Origin of the sequence: Variovorax paradoxus (assembly GCF_009755665.1) — a bacterium.
Classification (GTDB): domain Bacteria; phylum Pseudomonadota; class Gammaproteobacteria; order Burkholderiales; family Burkholderiaceae_C; genus Variovorax; species Variovorax paradoxus_G.
In genome coordinates, this window is sequence record NZ_CP046622.1 from 136,391 (window position 1) to 155,632 (window position 19,242).

15 protein-coding genes are annotated in these 19,242 nt (G+C 67.6%); 8 read left to right on the forward strand and 7 right to left on the reverse strand.

Going from position 1 to position 19,242, the window contains the following annotated elements; all coding sequences use genetic code 11:
- Positions 1-6 precede the first annotated feature (6 nt).
- From GOQ09_RS00680 to GOQ09_RS00690, 3 genes are read left to right on the forward strand one after another with little or no spacing between them, the layout of a single operon-like run.
- Positions 7-915 carry an SDR family oxidoreductase gene (locus tag GOQ09_RS00680; RefSeq protein ID WP_157611240.1) on the forward strand — a complete coding sequence of 303 codons (909 nt, stop codon included), beginning with the start codon at positions 7-9 and terminating at the stop codon, positions 913-915.
- The gene (locus GOQ09_RS00685) at positions 912-3,869 is read left to right on the forward strand and encodes an AMP-binding protein (RefSeq protein WP_157611241.1); all 2,958 of its coding nucleotides are present in this window, start codon (positions 912-914) and stop codon (positions 3,867-3,869) included. Before GOQ09_RS00680 ends, GOQ09_RS00685 begins: the two co-directional genes overlap by 4 nt.
- The gene (locus tag GOQ09_RS00690) at positions 3,862-5,043 is read left to right on the forward strand and encodes an acetyl-CoA C-acyltransferase (protein ID WP_157611242.1); all 1,182 of its coding nucleotides are present in this window, start codon (positions 3,862-3,864) and stop codon (positions 5,041-5,043) included. The genes GOQ09_RS00685 and GOQ09_RS00690 overlap by 8 nt, the downstream gene beginning before the upstream one ends.
- Here the strand turns inward: GOQ09_RS00690 and GOQ09_RS00695 are convergent.
- Both GOQ09_RS00695 and GOQ09_RS00700 read right to left on the reverse strand, forming a co-directional pair.
- Positions 5,040-5,747 carry a TetR/AcrR family transcriptional regulator gene (locus tag GOQ09_RS00695; RefSeq protein WP_157611243.1) on the reverse strand — a complete coding sequence of 236 codons (708 nt, stop codon included), beginning with the start codon at positions 5,745-5,747 and terminating at the stop codon, positions 5,040-5,042. The two genes, GOQ09_RS00690 and GOQ09_RS00695, sit on opposite strands and share 4 nt — an antisense overlap.
- Before the next feature lie 41 nt (positions 5,748-5,788).
- Positions 5,789-7,018: a nucleoside recognition domain-containing protein gene (locus GOQ09_RS00700; RefSeq protein ID WP_157611244.1), complete on the reverse strand. Its 1,230-nt coding sequence runs from the start codon at positions 7,016-7,018 to the stop codon at positions 5,789-5,791.
- Between the two features lie 74 nt (positions 7,019-7,092).
- Here GOQ09_RS00700 and GOQ09_RS00705 point away from each other — a divergent pair, with 74 nt between their 5' ends.
- Positions 7,093-8,673: a phospholipase D family protein gene (locus tag GOQ09_RS00705; RefSeq protein WP_157611245.1), complete on the forward strand. Its 1,581-nt coding sequence runs from the start codon at positions 7,093-7,095 to the stop codon at positions 8,671-8,673.
- Between the two features lie 7 nt (positions 8,674-8,680).
- Here the strand turns inward: GOQ09_RS00705 and GOQ09_RS00710 are convergent, their stop codons facing one another.
- On the reverse strand, positions 8,681-9,487 hold the full coding sequence (locus GOQ09_RS00710; RefSeq protein WP_157611246.1) for a metallophosphoesterase: 807 nt from the start codon (positions 9,485-9,487) through the stop codon (positions 8,681-8,683).
- A gap of 134 nt (positions 9,488-9,621) precedes the next feature.
- Here GOQ09_RS00710 and GOQ09_RS26060 point away from each other — a divergent pair, with 134 nt between their 5' ends.
- Positions 9,622-9,795, forward strand: coding sequence for a hypothetical protein (locus tag GOQ09_RS26060; protein ID WP_165442055.1), 174 nt, complete (start codon positions 9,622-9,624; stop codon positions 9,793-9,795).
- A 14-nt stretch (positions 9,796-9,809) separates the two neighbouring features.
- On the opposite strand, the gene GOQ09_RS00715 is transcribed toward GOQ09_RS26060, so the two are convergent.
- Complete coding sequence (locus GOQ09_RS00715) at positions 9,810-10,790, reverse strand: LysR family transcriptional regulator (protein ID WP_157611247.1); 981 nt, start codon at positions 10,788-10,790, stop codon at positions 9,810-9,812.
- 107 nt (positions 10,791-10,897) lie between these two features.
- On the opposite strand from GOQ09_RS00715, the gene GOQ09_RS00720 reads away from it, so the two are divergent.
- Positions 10,898-11,449, forward strand: coding sequence for a hypothetical protein (locus GOQ09_RS00720; RefSeq protein WP_157611248.1), 552 nt, complete (start codon positions 10,898-10,900; stop codon positions 11,447-11,449).
- Between the two features lie 91 nt (positions 11,450-11,540).
- Here the strand turns inward: GOQ09_RS00720 and GOQ09_RS00725 are convergent, their stop codons facing one another.
- From GOQ09_RS00725 to GOQ09_RS00730, 3 genes are all read right to left on the reverse strand, one after another.
- Positions 11,541-13,409, reverse strand: coding sequence for a phosphoenolpyruvate carboxykinase (GTP) (locus GOQ09_RS00725; protein WP_157611249.1), 1,869 nt, complete (start codon positions 13,407-13,409; stop codon positions 11,541-11,543).
- A 145-nt stretch (positions 13,410-13,554) separates the two neighbouring features.
- Positions 13,555-13,707 carry a hypothetical protein gene (locus GOQ09_RS26065; RefSeq protein ID WP_165442056.1) on the reverse strand — a complete coding sequence of 51 codons (153 nt, stop codon included), beginning with the start codon at positions 13,705-13,707 and terminating at the stop codon, positions 13,555-13,557.
- Positions 13,708-13,796: 89 nt separating this feature from the next.
- Complete coding sequence (locus GOQ09_RS00730) at positions 13,797-15,020, reverse strand: threonine ammonia-lyase (RefSeq protein ID WP_207309903.1); 1,224 nt, start codon at positions 15,018-15,020, stop codon at positions 13,797-13,799.
- A gap of 116 nt (positions 15,021-15,136) precedes the next feature.
- On the opposite strand from GOQ09_RS00730, the gene GOQ09_RS00735 reads away from it, so the two are divergent.
- On the forward strand, positions 15,137-17,461 hold the full coding sequence (locus tag GOQ09_RS00735; RefSeq protein ID WP_157611251.1) for an ATP-binding protein: 2,325 nt from the start codon (positions 15,137-15,139) through the stop codon (positions 17,459-17,461).
- Positions 17,462-17,662: 201 nt separating this feature from the next.
- Positions 17,663-19,150, forward strand: coding sequence for a S41 family peptidase (locus tag GOQ09_RS00740; RefSeq protein WP_242630948.1), 1,488 nt, complete (start codon positions 17,663-17,665; stop codon positions 19,148-19,150).
- Positions 19,151-19,242 lie beyond the last annotated feature (92 nt).

Sequence of the window (19,242 nt, forward strand, 5' to 3'; positions counted from 1 at the left end):
CAGCTTATGTTCGAAGCCAATCTTTTGCGCGGCAAGCGCATCCTCGTGACCGGCGGCGGCTCGGGCCTCGGCCGCGAGATCGCCGAGCGCTACCTGCAATTGGGCGCCGAGGTCCATATCTGCGGCCGCCGCCAGCCGATGCTCGACGCCACCGCCGCCGAACTCACCGAGCGCCACGGCGGCGTGGTGCGCGCGCATGCGGTGGACATCCGCCATGCCGATGCCGTCGATGCCATGGTCGAGCGCATCTGGACCGAGCACGGCCCGCTCGACGGGTTGGTCAACAACGCGGCCGGCAACTTCGTCAGCCGCACGCAGGACGTGTCGCCGCGCGGCTTCGACGCCGTGGCCAACATCGTGCTGCACGGCACTTACTACGTCACCCACCACGTCGGGCGGCGCTGGATCGCCACCGGCCACAAGGGCTCGGTGATCTCCATCGTCGTGACCTGGGTGCGCACCGGCGCGCCCTTCGTGGTTCCGTCGGCCATGAGCAAGGCCGGTGTGGACGTGATGACCAAGTCGCTCGCCATCGAGTGGGGCCGCTACGGCATCCGGCTGAACGCCATCGCACCGGGCATCTTTCCGACCGAGGGCGCGAACAGCCGCCTCAGCCCCAAGGCGGCCTGGGAAGACGGCGCGGTGCGCAACCCGATGAACCGGCTGGGCCGCATGCCCGAGCTGCAGAACCTGGCAGTGTTCCTGATGGCCGATGGCGTCGAGTGGATCACGGGCGAGACCATTGCGATCGACGGCGCGGGCCATCGGCAGAACGGCGCGTCCTTCACCGAACTGGCCGACCTGGACGACGAGGCTTGGCGCGGCATGCGGGAGGCGATACGGGGGCAGGACGCACGCGACCGGGCACTGCGCGAAGCGGCTGGGCCGGATGCCGCGCCCCGGGGCGATTCATGAGGATCGACCGGATCGTCGACGAGGTGGTTGCAGCGGGCCGCAGCAATCACGCCGCGCTGGTGCTGGAGGACGGGCGCGCGCTGTCGTACGGGCAGCTGGCCGCGCGCATCGAAGAAGCGGCGGCTGCGCTTACCGAGGCCGGCCTCGCGCCGGGTCAGCGCATGGTGCTGGTAGGCGAGAACAGCGAAGACATGGTGGTGGTGCTGCTCGGCGCCATTCGCGCCGGCGGCTGGGCGGTGCCGCTCAATGCCCGCATGTCGGGCGGCGAGATCGATGCGATCTGCGCGCACTGCGAGCCCCGGCTCGTGTACTTTGCGGCCGGCGCATCGGGCGACGCGCTGGCCCACGCCGGACGCCGTGGTGCCGCCGGCGTGCTCGCCTGCGCGCCGGGAGGGCGCCTGCAGCGCTGCGAAGGCCCGGGCACGGCGGCCGAAGATGCGTCTGGCGACGTCGCCCTGATGATCTACACCTCGGGCAGCACCGGCCTGCCCAAGGGCGTGATGCTGACCCACGGCAACCTTGACTTCGTCACCCGTGCCTCGATGGTGCAGCAGGTGCTGCTGCCGGACGACGTGATCTTCCACGCGCTGCCGATCTCGCATTCGTTCGGGCTGATCTCCGCGCTGCTGTGCGGGCTGCGCGCGGGAGCCACGCTGCGCCTGGTGGGCCGCTTCTCGGCCGGGCTGCTGGCCGAGGCGATCACCAGTGGACAGGTGACGGTGTTCCAGGGCGTGCCCGCGATGTACGCGCGGCTGCACGAATGGTCGCAGCAGCAGGGCCGCCCGTTGACCCCCAACCGGCTGCGCATGGCCTATATCGGCGGCTCGCTGGTCGACGCCACGCGCAAGGCGCAGACCGAGGCGCTGCTCGGCCTGCCGCTGCACCACGGCTACGGCCTGACCGAGTCGGCACCGGCGGCAACCCGCACCTTCGGCCATCCGCCGCCCGCGGACGTGACCGCCGGCTGGCCGATTCCGGGCGTGGAGGTGGTGCTCGCAGATGCAGACGGACGGCCGGTCGCACGCGGCGAGCGGGGCGAGGTACTGATCCGCGGGCCCAACGTGATGAAAGGCTACTTTCGCGATCCGGCGCAAACGCGCACTGCGGTCGATGTCGAGGGCTGGTTGCACACCGGCGACATCGGCGTCTTCGGGCCGGCCGGCGACCTTTCCATCGTGGGCCGCAGCAAGGAGATGATCATCCGCGGCGGCTTCAACGTGTACCCGGCCGAGGTGGAGAAGGCGATCGCGGCCTTCGCGGAAGTGGCGCAGTGCGCGGTGGTCGGGCGCAGCGTGCCGGGCGACGAGGAGATCGTCGCCTTCGTCGAGCCGCTGCAGGGCCGCAGCATCGACGCCGCGCGGCTCTGCGCCTTTTTGCGCGAACGCCTGGCGCCCTACAAGGTGCCGGCCGAAGTGCACGTGATGGCGCAGCTGCCCGCCAGTCCCACCGGCAAGCTGCTCAAGGCGCAGCTGAAGGCGCTGGCGCAAGCCGTGCCGGCGCGGGTGCGGCCCTCGCTCGACCGGCTGCTGGCGCCTCGTTCGGTGGCGGTGGTCGGCGCGTCCGACAACCCGCACAAGGTCGGCGGCCGCCCGATCCGCTACCTGCTGGAACAAGGTTTCGGCGGCCGCATCTATCCGGTTCATCCGCGCGCCGGCGAGGTGCAGGGCCTGCAGGCCTACGCGGCGCTCGATCAGCTGCCCGAGGTGCCCGATGCGGTGGTGCTTTGCATCGGTGCCGACCAGGCGGAGCAGCAGCTTGCCGAGTGCGCGCGGCTGGGCGTGGGACATGCGTTGCTGTTCGCCTCGGGCTATGCGGAGGTCGGCGCCGAGGGCCGCGCCCGGCAGGAAGCCCTGGCCGGCATCGCCCGGGCCGGCGGTGTGCGCCTGGTGGGGCCCAACAGCATCGGTGTCGCGAGCTTCGACAGCGGTGCGGTGCTCTCCTTCGCATCGATCTACAGCGACCATGCGCCGCTCGACGGGCCGGTGGCCATCGTCTCGCAAAGCGGCGCCTTCGGTGTCTCCGCCTATGCGCTGCTGCGCGAAGCGGGCTGGGGCGTGCGCTGCGTGGCCGCCACCGGCAACGAGGCCGATGTCGACACGGCCGACCTGGTCGATGCACTGGCGCGTCAGCCTGGCGTGCGGCTGGTGCTGCTCTATGTCGAACATGTGCCCGACCCGGTGCGCATGGCCGCGGCGCTCGAAGCGGCGCGCCAGCGCGGCGTGGCGGTGCTGGCGGTGCGCTCCGGGCGTTCGGCACACGGCAGGCGTTCGGCCGACCTGCATACGGGCTCGGCCGGGGCGGCCGGTGCCGGGCTCGACGTCATGTTCGAGTCGCACGGCTGCCGCACCGTGGGCGGCCTTGTCGAATTGGTCGGCGCGGTGCCGCTGTACCTCGGGCCGGCGCCCGGTGCCGGCGGCGCGGGCGGGGTGCCGCGGCTCGCGGTCGTCAGCAACTCCGGTGCGTCGTGCGTGCTGGCGGCCGACGAGGCGCAGGCCCGCGGGCTGCCGCTGGCGCGGCTGTCGGCGGACGCGGAGCAGCGCCTGGCCGAGCTGCTGCCCAATTTTTCGCTCAACCGCAATCCGGTCGACCTGACGGCGATGCTGCTGGCCGAACCGGCATTGCTCGGCGCGGTGATGCAGGTGGTGCTGCAGGACGCGGCCGTGGACGCCGCCGCCCTGGGCTTGCTGGCGGTGGGCGGGCCAAGCTACGACCTCGCGCGCTTCGTGCGCGAATGCCGGGCGGTGGTGGATGGCGCGGCCAAGCCGCTGGCGGTCTACAGCCCGCATGCGCATGTACGGGCGGCCTTCGCCCGGGCCGGCTTTGCGGTGTTTGCCGGCGAGGCCGAAGCCATGCAGGCATTGCAGGCCTTTGCGCTGCACCGCGGCGCGTCGCCCACAAGCCGAGCGGCGCCTTCTGCATTCCCCTTCGATCTTCCGGAACCCCAGCATGCGTGATGCCGCCATCGTTTCCTATGCCCGCACGCCGATCGGCAAGGCCTTTCGCGGCACGCTCAACCTGACGCATGGCGCCACGCTCGGCGCCCACGTGGTGCGGCATGCGGTGGCGCGTGCCGGCATTCCCGCCGACGAGGTGGAAGACGTGATCCTCGGCTGCGCCTTTCCCGAAGGCGCCAACGGCTTCAACGTCGGGCGCATCTCGGCCCTTGCCGCCGGGCTGCCCGAGAGCGTGCCGGGCATGACGGTCAACCGCTACTGTTCGTCGGGCCTGCAGAGTATCGCCATCGCCGCGCAGGCGGTGCGCGCGGGCAGCCTGCAGGTGGCGGTGGCCGGCGGGACTGAATCGGTCAGCTGCGTGCGCGAGCACACCAACCAGTTCATGCGCGAAGAGCCCTGGCTGGCCGCGCATGCGCCGCAGGTCTACATGCCGATGCTCGAAACCGCCGAGGTGGTGCAGCGGCGCTACGGCATCTCGCGCGAGCGGCAGGACGCGTATGCGGCGCTGAGCCAGCAGCGCCAGGCAGAGGCAGAAGCGGCGGGCCGCTTCAACGCCGAGATCGTGCCGATCCACACCGCCGCGCGACGCCACGAGCGCGATGGCTCCGCGCGCGACGAGGCCGCCACGCTGGCGCGCGACGAAGGCCCGCGCGCCGGCACCAGCGCCGCAACGCTGGCCGGGTTGAAGCCGGTGCTCGCGAACGGCACCGTGACCGCGGGCAACGCCAGCCAGCTGTCGGACGGCGCGGCCGCCTGCGTGGTGATGGACGCCGATCTGGCGTCGCGGCGCGGGATTGCGGTGCTGGGCTGCTTCCGCGGCTTCGCGGTAGCCGGCTGCGCACCCGACGAAATGGGCATCGGCCCGGTCTTTGCCGTGCCCAGGCTGCTGCGGCAGGCGGGCCTTGCCGTGGACGACATCGGGCTCTGGGAACTCAACGAAGCCTTCGCGGTGCAGGTGCTCCATTGCGCCGACCGGCTCGGCATTCCGGTCGACCGCATGAACGTGAACGGCGGCGCCATCGCTATCGGCCATCCCTTCGGAATGTCGGGCGCCCGCATGGCCGGCCACGCGCTGCACGAAGGGCGACGCCGCGGCGTGAAGTACGTGGTGGTGACGATGTGCGTCGGGGGCGGCATGGGCGCCGCCGGCCTGTTCGAGGTAGCTCCGGGCTAGGCTGCCGCGGGCTGGTAGTCCAGCCCCGCGATGAAGATCGAGAACACGTCGTGGCCGATCTTCATCGGGTCCTTGCCGACGATGTCCCATGCGTTCTGGCGGTCGACCATCACGGTGGCCAGGCCATGGCAGGCCGTCCACGCGGCCAGCGCCGCCGGCCGCACGCGGGCGAGCGGCACGTTGCGGTGGCTCAGGTAGTCGCCCACGCAGGTTTCCAGAATGCCATAGGAGCGCGTGGCGGCCTGCTCCAGGTCGGGGAACTGCAGCTTCTGCGGAATGGCCGGGCCGTACATCACCTGGAACAGCGCGGGCCGCTCGATCGAGAACTGCAGATGGGCGAGCATCACGCTGAGCAGCCGTTCGCGCGGATCGTGCAGGCTGCGCAGGGCGCGGATGCGCTGGTCGAACATCATGCGGAAGCCCTGCGCGGCAATGGCCGCGAGGTAGCCCGACTTGCCCTCGAAGTGGTGCAGCGGCGCCGTCTGCGACACGCCGACGTCGCGCGCCGCCTGGCGCAGGCTCAGCGCGGCAAGGCCCTGCGCATCGAGGATCTCGATGCCGCGCATCACCAGTGCATCGCGCAGGTTGCCGTGGTGGTAGGTCGAACGCTTGGCCTCGGTGCCCTCTACCGGCGCACCTGCGCCGGATGCCGCCGGATTGGCGGACGATTCGGCGGGCGACCTTGACGCGGAGGTTTTCTTCATAGGCCTGCGAGCTTAAACCGGCAGCACCCTCGCAATGCTGCTCAGCCGAAGAACCAGTAGCAGACCGAGACGGCCGCCACCACGCCCGCCAGCTCGGCCACAAGCGCACAGGCCACGGCATGGCGCGCCCGCTGGATGCCCACGGCGCCGAAGTACACGGCCAGCACGTAGAAGGTGGTCTCGGTGCTGCCCTGGATGGTGGCGGCCACGAGCGCGGGGAAGCTGTCGACGCCTTGTGTCTTCATGGTTTCGATCAGCATCGCGCGCGCCGCGCTGCCCGAGAAGGGCTTGACCAGCGCGGTGGGCATGGCGTCGACAAAACGCGAATCCCAGCCGCCCATGTCGACCAGCCAGCGCAGCCCGCCAAGCACGAAGTCGAGTGCGCCCGAGGCGCGCAGCACGCCCACGGCGCACAGCATTGCGACGAGGTAGGGCAGCAGGTTCTTCGCAATGTCGAAGCCTTCCTTTGCGCCTTCGACAAAGCATTCATAGACCTTGATGCGGCGAATGGCCCCGGCCAGCAAGAAGACGATGATGATGCCGAACAGCGCGAGGTTGCCCATGAGCGACGAGAGCGAAGAAATGGCTGCCGCCGACAGGGTGCCCAACAGCGCCATGAAGCCGCCGAGCAGCAGCGCGCCCGGCACCAGGTAGGCCAGCACCACCGGGTCCCACAGCCGCAGGCGCTGCGCCACGGCCACCGAGAGCAGGCCCACCAGCGTCGATGCGCTGGTGGCCAGCAAGATGGGCAGAAACACCATCGTCGGATCGCCCGCGCCCTGCTGCGCGCGGTACATGAAGATGGTCACCGGCAGCAGCGTGAGCGACGATGCGTTGAGCACCAAAAACAGGATCTGCGCGTTGGTGGCTGTGACCGGGTCGGGGTTCAGCCGCTGCAGCTCGCGCATGGCCTTGAGGCCGATGGGCGTGGCTGCGTTGTCCAACCCGAGCGCGTTGGCCGCGAAGTTCATGGTGATGAGCCCCAGCGCCGGATGGCCCGCGGGCACGCCCGGCATCAGCCTGCGGAACAACGGCCCCAGCAGGCGCGCCAGCCAGCCCACCAGCCCCGCCGCCTCCGCAATGCGCAAGAAGCCGAGCCACAGCGTGAGCGTGCCGAACAGCAGCACCATCACCTCGACCGCGAGCCGCGCCATGGCGAACAGGCTTTCGACGATGGCCGCAAAAACGGCCGGGTCGCCGCCCACGAGCCAGCGCCCGAGCGCTGCCAGCATCGCCATTCCGAAGAAACCCAGCCACAAGCCGTTGAGCACGCGCGTTCTTTCCCTTTTTTGTGGCGTCGATCATAGGGCTCCGCTGGTGCTCGCCGCGGGCTACAGTGCGGTCCATGACAGCCACTTTGCTGATCCGCCGGCTCGCGGCCCTGGTGTGGGTTGCGGTGGCTTCGGCGTGGCTGGTGGGTTGCGCGGGCCTGCCGCCGCCGCAGCCGCGCACGCCGACCGCGGCCATCACCGACGTGGCCGGCACCGCGCTCGGCCAATTGGTGCGGGCGGGCGCCCCCGAGGCGGCGCCGCAGTCGGGCTTTCGGCTGCTGCCGGAAGCGGCCTTCGCCTTCGACGCCCGCATTTCGCTGGCGCGGCACGCCGAGAAGTCGCTCGACGTGCAGTACTACCTGATCCAGAACGACGACGTCGGCCTGCTGCTGCTGCGCGAGTTGCGCGACGCGGCGTCGCGCGGCGTCCGGGTGCGCCTCCTGGTGGACGACCTCTACACGTCGGGCGAAGACGAGGTGTTCGGCACGCTGTCGGCTTTTCCGAACGTGGAGGTGCGGCTGTTCAACCCGCTGCCATCGCGGGCCGGCTCGCTCGCGCTGCGGCTCCTGCTCTCGATTGCGGACTTCGGCCGCATCAACCACCGCATGCACAACAAGCTGCTGGTGGCCGACAACAGCTTCGCCGTTTCGGGCGGGCGCAACATTGCCAACGAATACTTCATGCGCGGCACGGCGGCAAACTTCATCGACATGGACGTGCTCTCCAGCGGGCCGGTGGTGCGCCAGATGTCCGAGGGCTTCGACCGCTACTGGAACAGCGAGCATGCGTGGCCCATCGAGCGCATTGCGCCGCTGCGCATGACAGTGGACGAGGCGCAGAAGCGCTTCGATGCCATTGCCGCCAAGGCCCAGCCCGACGTGCCGATTCGCCAGCGCGACGTGATGAACAGGTCGCCGGTGGGCGAGCAGCTCACCACTGGCAAGGTCGATCTGCGCTGGGCACCGTTCACGCTGTTCGTGGACGACCCCGCGAAGATCACGCGCGCGTCTGTGGCGGCCTATGCGGGCAGCGTGAACGAGGGTGCGCTGGGCGTCATCAATTCAGGCCGGCGCGAGGTCAAGATCGCGTCGCCGTACTTCATTCCCGGCCCGCGCGGCATGGCCATGATGAAGGCGGCCATCGATCGCGGCGGAAAGATCACCGTGGTGACAAACTCGCTGGGCGCCACCGACGAGCCGCTGGCCTATGCGGGCTACGAACGCTACCGCGCCGACATGCTCAAGATCGGTGTCAACATCTATGAGATTGCGCCGATGCTCAGCGCACGTTCGGCGCACTTCGGCAATTTTGGCCAGTCGATCAGCCGCCTGCACGCCAAGATCGCGGTGATCGACGACCAGCGCTTTTTCATCGGCTCGATGAACCTCGACCACCGTTCCGCGGCGGTCAATACCGAGATGGGGCTCGTGATCGACAGCCCCGACCTCGTGGCCGACTACGAAAAGCTCCTGAGCGGCGGGCGCGTGAGCCTGGGCTACCGGCTGCGGCTCGGCCCCAATGGCCGCCGGGTGCAATGGCTGGAATACGACGATGCCGGGGGCGACATCGTCCACGAGGATGAGCCCGGCGAGTTTCTCTGGTTGCGCTTCAAGAACTGGCTGCTGCTGCCAATCGTCGGCGAAGAGCTGCTGTAGCCCGTGCTCAGCCCACTTCGATCAGCAGGTCGGGCCGAAAACCTTCCTGTTCGCCCTTGCCCTTGTAGCCGAGCGGGTTGGCGACCACCCGGCAGCCGTCCTTCACATAGTCGAACGGGCAGTGCAGATGGCCGTGCAGCCACAGCTGGGCGCGGGGAAGCAGCGCATCGAGCGAATTGCAGAAGCCCGCAGTGCCGGGCGTGAGGCCGTAGCGCGGGTCGGCGCTGGCAAGGCTCGGCGCGAAATGCGTGATGGCCACCGTGGTGCCGTCGAAAGGCTCGGCCAGCGCCTGTTCGAGCCAGGTTTGGCACAGCAGCGCCTGCTCGCGCATCGCACCGGCCATGAACGGCTGGCCGCTGCGCACCGTGGCGGCCTTTTCCAGGTAGAAGTCGGCGGCACGCATCGCCTTGCCGCGCTTCTTGAGTGCGTCCGCAAGGCCGTCGGTGGGTTCCACCAGCGCATCGAAGTCGGCCCAGAGCGTGGTGCCGATGAAGCGGATGCCGCCGATGACGGCCGTCTCGCGCTCCAGCCACAGGATGTCGAGTTCCGCGCAGAGGGCGCGCAGGCGCTCGTGGGTCGCGTCGAAATCGGTGTTGTCGTACTCGTGGTTGCCGGGCACGTAGATCACGGGCACGGGCCAGCCGTTGCGGGGCGAAAAGCGGCCAAGGCCGAAGTCGGTTTCCGTCAGGCGGGAGCCTTCCTGGTACGAGCCGATGTCGCCTGCCAACACCAGCATGTCTGCGCCGGGCACCGGCTCGGCTTGGAAACGGGGGTGGGACTCCAGGTGCAGGTCGGAGAGCAGTTGCAGCTTCATCGTGCTCAGTCTAGGGCAGGCCTTTGGGAATGAGCCCATGCATAAAGCGCATGAAGTGGGGCTTTCAATATTAGGGATAACCCCTATTCTTGGAACATCAACCACTCCAGCGCAGCCAAGAGCAGCGCACTGTCATGTTCAGCCTCATTGCCCAAGTGGCCCGTTTCTTCCGTTCTTCCAATGGCAGCGCCTCGGTCAGTCACGCCGCCGCGCTGATGGAAAGCGCCGATGCCCGTGCCGGCCTCGACGCCCACCAGGCGCAGGAACTGCGTGTTGCAGCCAGCGCCTGGCTCTCCGTCATTCGCTAAAAAACCCGCGGGGGTCATCCGGGCACCTTCTGCCCGAGGATCGAATCCGCAAAAGCCGCCGCGGCGGAGCGCAACAGCGCGGTGCGCAGCCATTCGTGCGAATGCAGGTGCTGTGCGCGCCGGTGCCAGATGGCGTCGACGTGCACCATCGGCTGGTCGAAGGGCAGGTCGCGCAGCACCAGCTGGTCGTCGATGCCTGTCACGGTCACAAAATGCCGCGGCAGCACCGTGAGCAGGTCTGAATTGGCGACGACGCGCCCCGCCGTGAAAAACTGGTTCACGGTCACGACGATGCGCCGCTCCCGTCCCAGGGCGCCGAGCGTCTGGTCGATAAAGCCATATGGCCGGCCCGAAAAGCTCACCAAGAGGTGCCGCGCGGCGCAGTAATCATCGAGCGTAAGGGGTGCATCCGCCAGCGGATGGCCGCGGCGCATCACGCACACATACTGGCCCAGGTAGAGCCGCTGGGTTTCGAACGCCACCCCGACGCCCGATTGCCCGCGCGCCGCCAGGCTGGCGATCACGGCCGGAAAGTAGCCGATCGCCATGTCGACTTCTTCCTGCTCGAGCATGCGCCGTGGATCACGAGTCGTAAGCGGCAGAACGCGTAGCGAGATAGCGGGCGCTTCCTTCTCCACGATTTGCACCAGCCCGGGAATGAGCTCGGCGGCAGTGGCATCGGCCATGGCCAAGAGGAAGGTGGTGTCCGCGGTGGCGGCATCGAACTCGCCCGGCGCCAGGGTGTGCTGCAGCTGCCGCAGCGCCTCCCGCACGGTGGGCCAGAGCGCCAGCGCACGCGGCGTGGGCTCCACGCCTGCCCCGGCCCGGTTCACCAGTTCGTCGCCAAGCACGTCGCGCAGGCGGCGCAGCGCATTGCTCACCGCGGGCTGGGTGATCGAGAGGTTGCGCGCCGCCCGGGTCAGGTTGCGCTCCGCCATGACCTCGTCGAAGACGCGCAGGAGGTTGAGGTCGAGTGTGCGAAAGTTGACGTCCATCAGTGTTGTGAATGATAAACATCAGAAAGATAAAGTGGCGTAACACTAGGGCAAACCCTAATATCTACCCCATCGGCATCAGCCACTTATCCCTGGAGGGATTCATCATGACCAGCTTTGTCCACGTTGACCAACCCACTTCCCATCCCGGCGTGCAGCGCGCCGAGATTCTTTTCGGCCAGATCAAGGCCGCCCGCGCCGGCGCGAACGGTTCGCGTCCGCTGATCGCCCTGCTCGTCGTCGCCGTGATCGCGGCGGTGCTGGTGGTGGGCGACAAGCTCGTTTCCACCTGGGACGAAGGCGCTCTGCTCGCCGCCTGGGCCGTGCTCTGCGGCGCCGTCTTCGCCGGCATCGCGCTGTTTGCCAGCTCGCTGCGCGCCCCGGCCTCCAAGGTTGCAGGCCTGTGGAACGCAGCAGCCAAGCGCCGTGCGGCCAACCGCGCCGACGCCCGGTTTCTTGCCACCGCGCACAGCGACCCGCGCGTGATGCAGGAACTGCAAGCCGCCGTGTGGCGCCAGCAGTCGGAAGGCAAGGCTTCCACCGCCGTTGTTGCCAAGGTTGACGCAGTTGCCCGCAAGGCTGCGCGTGCCAGCAACGACGCCCGCATGCCGACGCTCTACGAAGCCATGCGCCGCATGAACAGCTCGCGCTACTACTGATCCTTCGATCGCTTCGCTAGCCGAGTCATGAAAAAGCCGCCCTAGGGCGGCTTTTTTCGTTGGTGCGGCTCGCGCCGCACAGTGGCAAGCGTCAGGCTGCCAGGCGTTGCTCGATGGCTGCCTTGGTTTCCGGCAGTTCCTTCGGCAGGTGATGCGCCAGCTGCTCGAACAGCTCGGCGTGCAGCTTCAGCTCGGCCTGCCACGCGGCCTTGTCGATGTTGGTGACGGTGGCGTACTGCTCGGCGCTGAAATCCAGGCCGGTCCAGTTGAGGTCTTCGTAGCGCGGGCTCACGCCGAAGACATGGTCCACGCCCTCGGCCTTGCCTTCGATGCGGTCGATGATCCACTTGAGCACGCGCATGTTCTCGCCGTAGCCCGGCCACACGAACTTGCCGTCCGGGCCCTTGCGGAACCAGTTGGTCGTGTAGATCTTCGGCTGCTTGGCGCCCGATGCTTCCAGCTTCTTGCCCAGGTCGAGCCAGTGCTGGAAATAGTCGCTCATGTTGTAGCCCATGAAGGCCAGCATGGCGAAGGGGTCGCGGCGCACCACGCCCACCTGGCCGACGATGGCGGCTGTGGTTTCGGAGCCCATGGTGGCGGCCATGTAGACGCCTTCGGTCCAGTTGCGGCCTTCGGTCACCAGCGGTACCGTGGTCGAGCGGCGGCCGCCGAAGATGAAAGCGTCGATCGGCACGCCGGCCGGATCGTCCCAGGCCGGGTCGAGCGCCGGGTTGTTGGTGGCGGCCACCGTGAAGCGCGAGTTCGGGTGCGCGGCCTTGGCGCCGGTTTCCTTCGCGATTTGCGGCGTCCAGTCCTTGCCCTGCCAGTCGATCAGGTGCTCGGGCAGCTTCTTGCCGGGCACGTCGTCTTCCAGGCCTTCCCACCACACGTCGCCGTCGTCGGTGAGCGCCACGTTGGTGAAGATCACGTCGCGGTCCAGGCTCTTCAGGCAGTTGGGGTTGGTCTTGAGGTTGGTGCCCGGGGCCACGCCGAAGTAGCCCGCCTCGGGGTTGATGGCGTACATGCGGCCGTCCTTGCCGGGCTTGATCCAGGCAATGTCGTCGCCGATGGTCGTCACTTGCCAGCCGTCGAAGCCGGCCGGGGGCACCAGCATCGAGAAGTTGGTCTTGCCACAGGCCGACGGGAACGCGGCGGCCACGTGGTACTTCTTGCCCTGCGGCGAGGTCACGCCCAGGATGAGCATGTGTTCGGCCAGCCAGCCCTCGTCGCGGCCCATGGTGGAGGCGATGCGCAGCGCAAAGCACTTCTTGCCCAGCAGCGCGTTGCCGCCGTATCCCGAGCCGTAGCTCCAGATCTCGCGGGTCTCGGGGTAGTGAACGATGTACTTCGTCTTGTTGCAGGGCCAGGTCACGTCCTTCTGGCCGGGCTCGAGGGGCGCGCCCACCGTGTGCACGCAGGGCACGAACTCGCCGTCGGCGCCGAGCACTTCGTACACGGCCTTGCCCATGCGGGTCATGATCTTCATGTTGACCGCCACGTAAGGCGAGTCGGAAAGCTCGATGCCGATGTGCGCAATGGGAGAGCCGAGGGGGCCCATGCTGAAAGGCACCACGTACATCGTGCGGCCCTTCATGCAGCCGTCGAACAGCGGCTGCAGCGTGGTGCGCATCTCGGCGGGGGCCATCCAGTTGTTGGTGGGGCCGGCGTCTTCCTTCTTTTCGGAGCAGATGAAGGTGCGGTCTTCAACGCGCGCCACGTCGCTCGGGTCGGAAGCCGCGAGGAAGGAGTTGGGCCGCTTGGCCGGGTTGAGCTTCTTGAAGGTACCCGCGTCGACCAGTTTCTGGCAAAGGCGGTCGTACTCTTCCTTGCTGCCGTCGCACCAGTAGACGGCCTCGGGTTTGCAAAGCGCGGCCATATCGGCCACCCAGGCAATCAGTTTTGCGTTCTTGACGTATGAGGGTGCCTGAATGGCAAGGCCCTGCATCGTGGGTGCGTTCATCGGAAATCTCCTAAGTTGAAAAATCGTCTTTCCGAACGGGACGCCGCGCCATCGAGGCACGGAGGTCCGTTTGAGAAAACGTTTCGCGTTGGGAGACTGCGTCAACGCGGGCCGCAAAGCCCGCGGACGAAGACGCTAATGCCTGTCAGGCCAAATAGACAGCAATGGATGCAAGCAAAAGCATCAGCACGCCGCCGGCCAATGGCAGGACGAGCGGCATCAGGTGCACGACCGATTCGACGGCGTCTTTTTCAACGGCGGCCGCGTGGTGCGGCTCGACGGGCGTAGGGTTGGACATTGAAAGTACCTCGAATACACAAATACAAAACTGCGGGCATTTTACCGATGGGCCCGGGCCCGGCGGTCTAGGGGCTTGCCAGGGCCCCTTCAGTGCTGCTCTTCGGCCTCGAAGCCCGCGTCATGCAGCGCGCCCAGCACGCTGGCCAGATGCGCCCGTCCGCGGGTCTGCAGCACCAGTTCGATATCGACATTCTGCGCTGCCAGCATGGTAAACGCCCGTTGATGATGAACCTCATCGACGTTAGCGCCCGCTTCCGCTACAGTGGCCGTGATCTGGGCCAATGAGCCCGGCACATCGCGTGCGCTCACCCGCACGCGCGCCAGCCGGCCGGCCCGGACCATGCCGCGTTCGATGATGGCGGCAAGCAGCAGCGGATCGATGTTTCCGCCCGAAAGCACCAGCCCCACGCGCTTGCCCCTGAAGCGCTCCGGGTGCCGAATCAGCGCCGCAAGGCCTGCCGCGCCGGCCCCTTCGACCAGGGTTTTCTCGATTTCGAGCAGCATCAGCACGCCTTGCTCGATGTCGCCTTCGTCGACCAGCAGCAGGTCGTCCACATGCTTGGCGATGATCTCGCGCGTGAGCACGCCGGGCGTGCCGACCGCAATGCCTTCCGCGATGGTGCTCTTGCCCTGCAGGTGCTGCGTGCCCTTCACGGCATTCACCATGCCCGGAAAGCGCGTGGTCTGCACGCCGACGATCTCGATGCCGGGCCGGCGGTCGCGCGCCGCAACGGCCATGCCGGCAATCAGCCCGCCGCCGCCGACCGACACCACCAGCGCGTCGAGATCGGGCACCACGTCGAGCATTTCGAGCGCCACCGTTCCCTGGCCCGCGATGATGGCCTCGTCGTCATAGGGATGTACGAAGGTCAGCCCTTCGCGCCCGGCCAGTTCCAGCGCATGCGCGCGCGCCGCGTCCAGCGTGTCGCCATGCAGCACCACTTCGGCGCCAAAGCCGCGCGTGCGTTCTATCTTTACGCCGGGCGTGAACCGCGGCATCACGATGAGCGCGCGAAGGCCGAGCCGCTGCGCGTGATAGGCCACACCCTGTGCATGGTTGCCGGCGGACATGGCGATCACGCCGCGCGCGGTTTCCTTGCCCTCGCCCTCGGGTCCGTTCTCCGAAAGATCGACCAGCTTGTTGCACGCCCCGCGTTCCTTGAACGAGGATGTGAACTGCAGGTTCTCGAACTTCAGGTAGACCTGCGCGCCCACGATCTCCGAGAGCGTGCGCGACTCGACGCAGGGCGTATTGAGCACCTGACCCTGCAGACGCGCCGCGGCGCGCCGGATTTCTTCGATTCCGACCATGGCGGGCATTGTGGCTGGAATCGCACCATCAGGGTTTTTACCGTTCCGGCGTCTTCCCCAAGCTAAAAGTCTGCGTTATGGTCGCTCCAAGAAGTTCCTCGTCTGGAGGTTGTCCGATGGTCAAGCGTGCGGGTGTCGATGTCGTGGCTGCTGCGGTACGCGGGCAGGCACTGCCGTCGCCCGGGCTCAAGGGCGCGCCGGTGCTCGAGCTCATGTGCTCGCACTTCGTGCTCACGCTCGCCGCCAAGCAGGGGCCGCGCTTCAACGTGCGCCGCGACATCAACGGCCTGCTGTCGCTCACCGGCCGCCATCTGGTGTGGCCCGTTGCGGTGCTGCAGCGGCTGCGCGAATTTCTCGGCCGGCGTTGCGCCGGCAACGAGGCCTGGAAAGGCGTGGAAGATTTCGACGGCCGCACGCTGCTCGAGCGGCATGGCGTGTGGCGCGGCCCGTATGAAGAAGGCACGCTGTTCTTCTATCTCGACGAGTACGCCAAGGACCATCCCAAGGACTTGCTGTCGGTGCTGGCCGTCACGCGCGACTGGCTCACGCATGCGCTGCGCAAGCAATCGACGCTGGTCGAAAAGAACATCGATGCGCTCGCGGGCCTGCTGCAGCTCAACAAGGCCGAGCGCGCGCTGCTGCTCTACGGCACGCTCGCGCGCTACCAGCGCGACCTGCGTTCGCTGCTGGTCGAGTTCAAGGTCAACAACGCGCCCGAAGCCTATGCAGCCATTGCCGACATTGCGGGCGTCAATGCGAGCGAAGTGGGCGAGGCATTGCGCGCGGGTTCGCGGCTCGAGCGCATAGGCCTGGTCGAAAACCTGATTTCCGAACACAACATCACCGACCTGGCCGACCTCATGAAGGTCAGCGAAAAGCTGCCGCCGGTGCTGATGCGCGAGTACCGCGACCACAATGAGCTCATGGCCGTGTTCACGCGGCCCTCCGCCAAGAGCACGCTCACCACGCACGACTTTTCCTTTGTGCAGGAAGACGCGCAAATGCTCGTCACGCTGCTGCGCGCCGCCGTTGCGCGCAAGGAGCCCGGCGTCAACGTGCTGCTCTACGGGCCGCCCGGCACGGGCAAGACCGAGCTTGCCAAGGTGGTGGCGCAGGCGGCGGGGCTCGAGTTGTTCGAGGTCGAATACGCCGACCGCGACGGCAATTCGCTGAGCGGCCGCGACCGCTACCGTTCGTTGCAGATTGCGCAGGTGTTCCTCAAGGGAAGCGCCCAGGCCGCGCTGCTGTTCGACGAGGTGGAAGACGTGTTTCCGCCCATCAGCACCGAAGCGGCGCAGTTCATGGCGCGCGCCGAGCAGATTCCGGCGCCCACCAGCGGCAGCGTGAGCGGCAAGGCCTGGGTCAACCAGATCCTCGAAGCCAATCCGGTGCCCACGCTGTGGGTCACCAACCGCATCGAGCAGATCGACCCTGCGTTCCGCCGCCGCTTTGCGTATCACCTCGAGCTCAAGTCGCCGCCGCCCGGCGCGCGCGAGCAGCTCATCAAGAAAACGCTCGAAGGCATCGTGGTGTCGGAGGCCTTTACCGCCAAGCTGGCCGAACGCAAGGGCCTCACGCCTGCGCAGATCCGCACCGCGGTGCGCTTTGCGGGGCTCGCGCAAACCGAGGGCGCATCGATGGAAGCGCTGATCGAACGGCAGCTCAAGAATGCCGACCTCGCGCTTGGCACACTCGACACGGGCCTGGGCGAGCGGCGCAGCGTGACCACCTACGACCTCGACATGCTCAACGTCGAGACCCGTTTCGAAATTCCGCGCATCGTGGCGGCCATCAAGGCGCGCGGGCACGGCACGCTGTGCTTCTACGGCGCACCCGGCACTGGCAAGACCGCGCTGGCCGAGCACATTGCCAAGGCCATCGGCCGCCCGCTCATCATCAAGCAGGCCAGCGACCTCATGAGCAAGTACGTCGGCGAAACCGAGCAGAACATGGCCGCCATGTTCAAGGAAGCGGAGGCCGAAAAGGCCGTGCTGCTGCTTGACGAGGCCGACAGCTTTCTGCAGGACCGGCGCGGCGCGCAGCGCACCTACGAAGTGACCGAAGTCAACGAGATGCTGCAGGGCATGGAGCGCTTCAACGGCGCCTTCATCTGCACCACCAACCTGCTCGACCGGCTCGACCAGGCGGCGCTCAGGCGCTTCACGTTCAAGATCAAGTTCATGCCGCTCACCGCCGCGCAGCGCGAGCGCATGTTCATTACCGAGGCACTGGCCGGTGATGCGGCATTGCTCACCGGAGAAATCAAGGCTCGCCTGGCGCAAATGAGGCAGCTGTGCCCGGGCGATTTTGCGGCCGTGAAACGGCAGACGGATATTCTGGCGGTCGACTTTTCGGCCGCCGAATTCCTGGACCAGCTCGAGGCCGAGCACCGCATCAAGCCCGAGGTGCGCGAATCGCGCGGCATCGGTTTTGTGCAGTAGACCGTTGCAGAACACGCCGCAGAACACAACCATCAAAAAGCGGCAAACAAGAAATACCGTCCGCGGCAGCGGACACGAGGAGGGGTTCGATGAATTCACTCGAAGCGAACGCGTGGGAGAAGCCGCGCGCCACCGTCCGCGCGCAAGCCGCATTCGCGCTGACCTTCGCCGCCTTCGTTCTGGCCGGTTGTGGAGGCGGCGGTGGTGGAGGAGGGGGGGCGGCGGGGGCTGCCGATCTTCCTGCCGCCCACCACCACGCCGCCCGCCAGGGGCGGCAATGACGACACCATCGTTGCCTCGTCCACCGTGGCCGGCCTGTGCGCGGCGCCGCGCACAGGCACCAACCCCGAGACCGGCACCGCCTACCCTGACAACGCCGGCACCCTCACCGATGAAAAACGCTGGGTGCGCGGCTGGATCGACGAAACCTATCTTTGGTATGGCGAGGTGCCGACCACCCTGAAGGCCGCCGACTACGCCACGCCGGTCGCCTACTTCAGCGTGCTCAAGAGCCCGGCCCTCACAGCCTCGGGCCGCGCGAAGGACCGCTTTCACTATGTGTACGACACCGAGCGGTACCGGCAGCTTTCAGAGGCCGGCGTGGCGCCGGGCTACGGCATGGAGTTCGCCTTCGTGCGCAACTCGCGGCCGCGCGACCTGCGTATTGCGTTCACCGAACCCGGTTCGCCCGCGGCCAATGCCGGCATTGCGCGCGGCGCAAAGGTGCTCGAGGTCGACGGTGTCGACGTGATAGCAGGCACCAACACCACCGTCATCAACCGCGGCATCTCACCCACCACCATCGGCGAATCGCACACCTTCAAGCTGCAGGAAGGCAGCACCACGCGCACCGTGACGCTGTCGGCCGCGAGCATCACGCGCACGCCGGTGCAGAACGTGAAGACCATCGACACCGGCAGCGGCCGCGTGGGCTACCTGCTCTTCAACGACCACATCACGACCTCCGAGGCGCAGCTCATCGATGCGGTCAACCAGATGAAGGCCGGCAGCGGCATCCAGGACCTCGTGCTCGACATTCGCTACAACGGCGGCGGCCAGCTCAACATCGCGAGCCGGCTGGCCACCATGGTGTCTTCGCCCACCGCCACCTCGGGCAAGACCTTCGAGCGCCTTGTCTTCAACGACAAGAACCCGTTCCACCTGACCCCGGCGCAAACGATCATTCCTTTCCACGCCAGGAGCCGCTCGGGCGCCGAGCTCCCCAGGCTCGGCCTTTCGCAGGTGACGGTGCTCGTCGGCCCCGACACCTGCTCGGCGAGCGAATCGGTCATCAACAGCCTGCGCGGGGTCGACGTCCAGGTCAACCTCGTCGGCGGCGCCACCTGCGGCAAGCCCTACGGCTTCTCGCCGCAAGACAACTGCGGCACGAGCTACTTCGCCATCCAGTTCCAGGGCGTCAACGCCAAGAACTTCGGCGACTATGGCGACGGCTTCGTGCCCAGCTGTACCGTGGCCGACGATTTCGACCATGCCCTTGGCGACCCGGCGGAGGCTCGGCTGGCCGCCGCGCTGGCAATGCGCAACGGCGGCGCATGTCCCGCATCGGCTTCGACCAAGACCCTGCCGGGGCTCGAGAAGTCCGAAGCCGCCGCCGAGCAGCCCTACCTGCTCCAGCGCACGCCGCTGCGCGAAATCCGCCTGCTCGATGCCGCGCCCGCCCCGGGCTGAGCGGGCTCGCGCCCTCGCGGTTACTGCTTGAAACCATCCCTTTTGCCGCTCTGGCGGCTCGCCCATTAGAGTTCAAGCAAACGTTTGCGCAA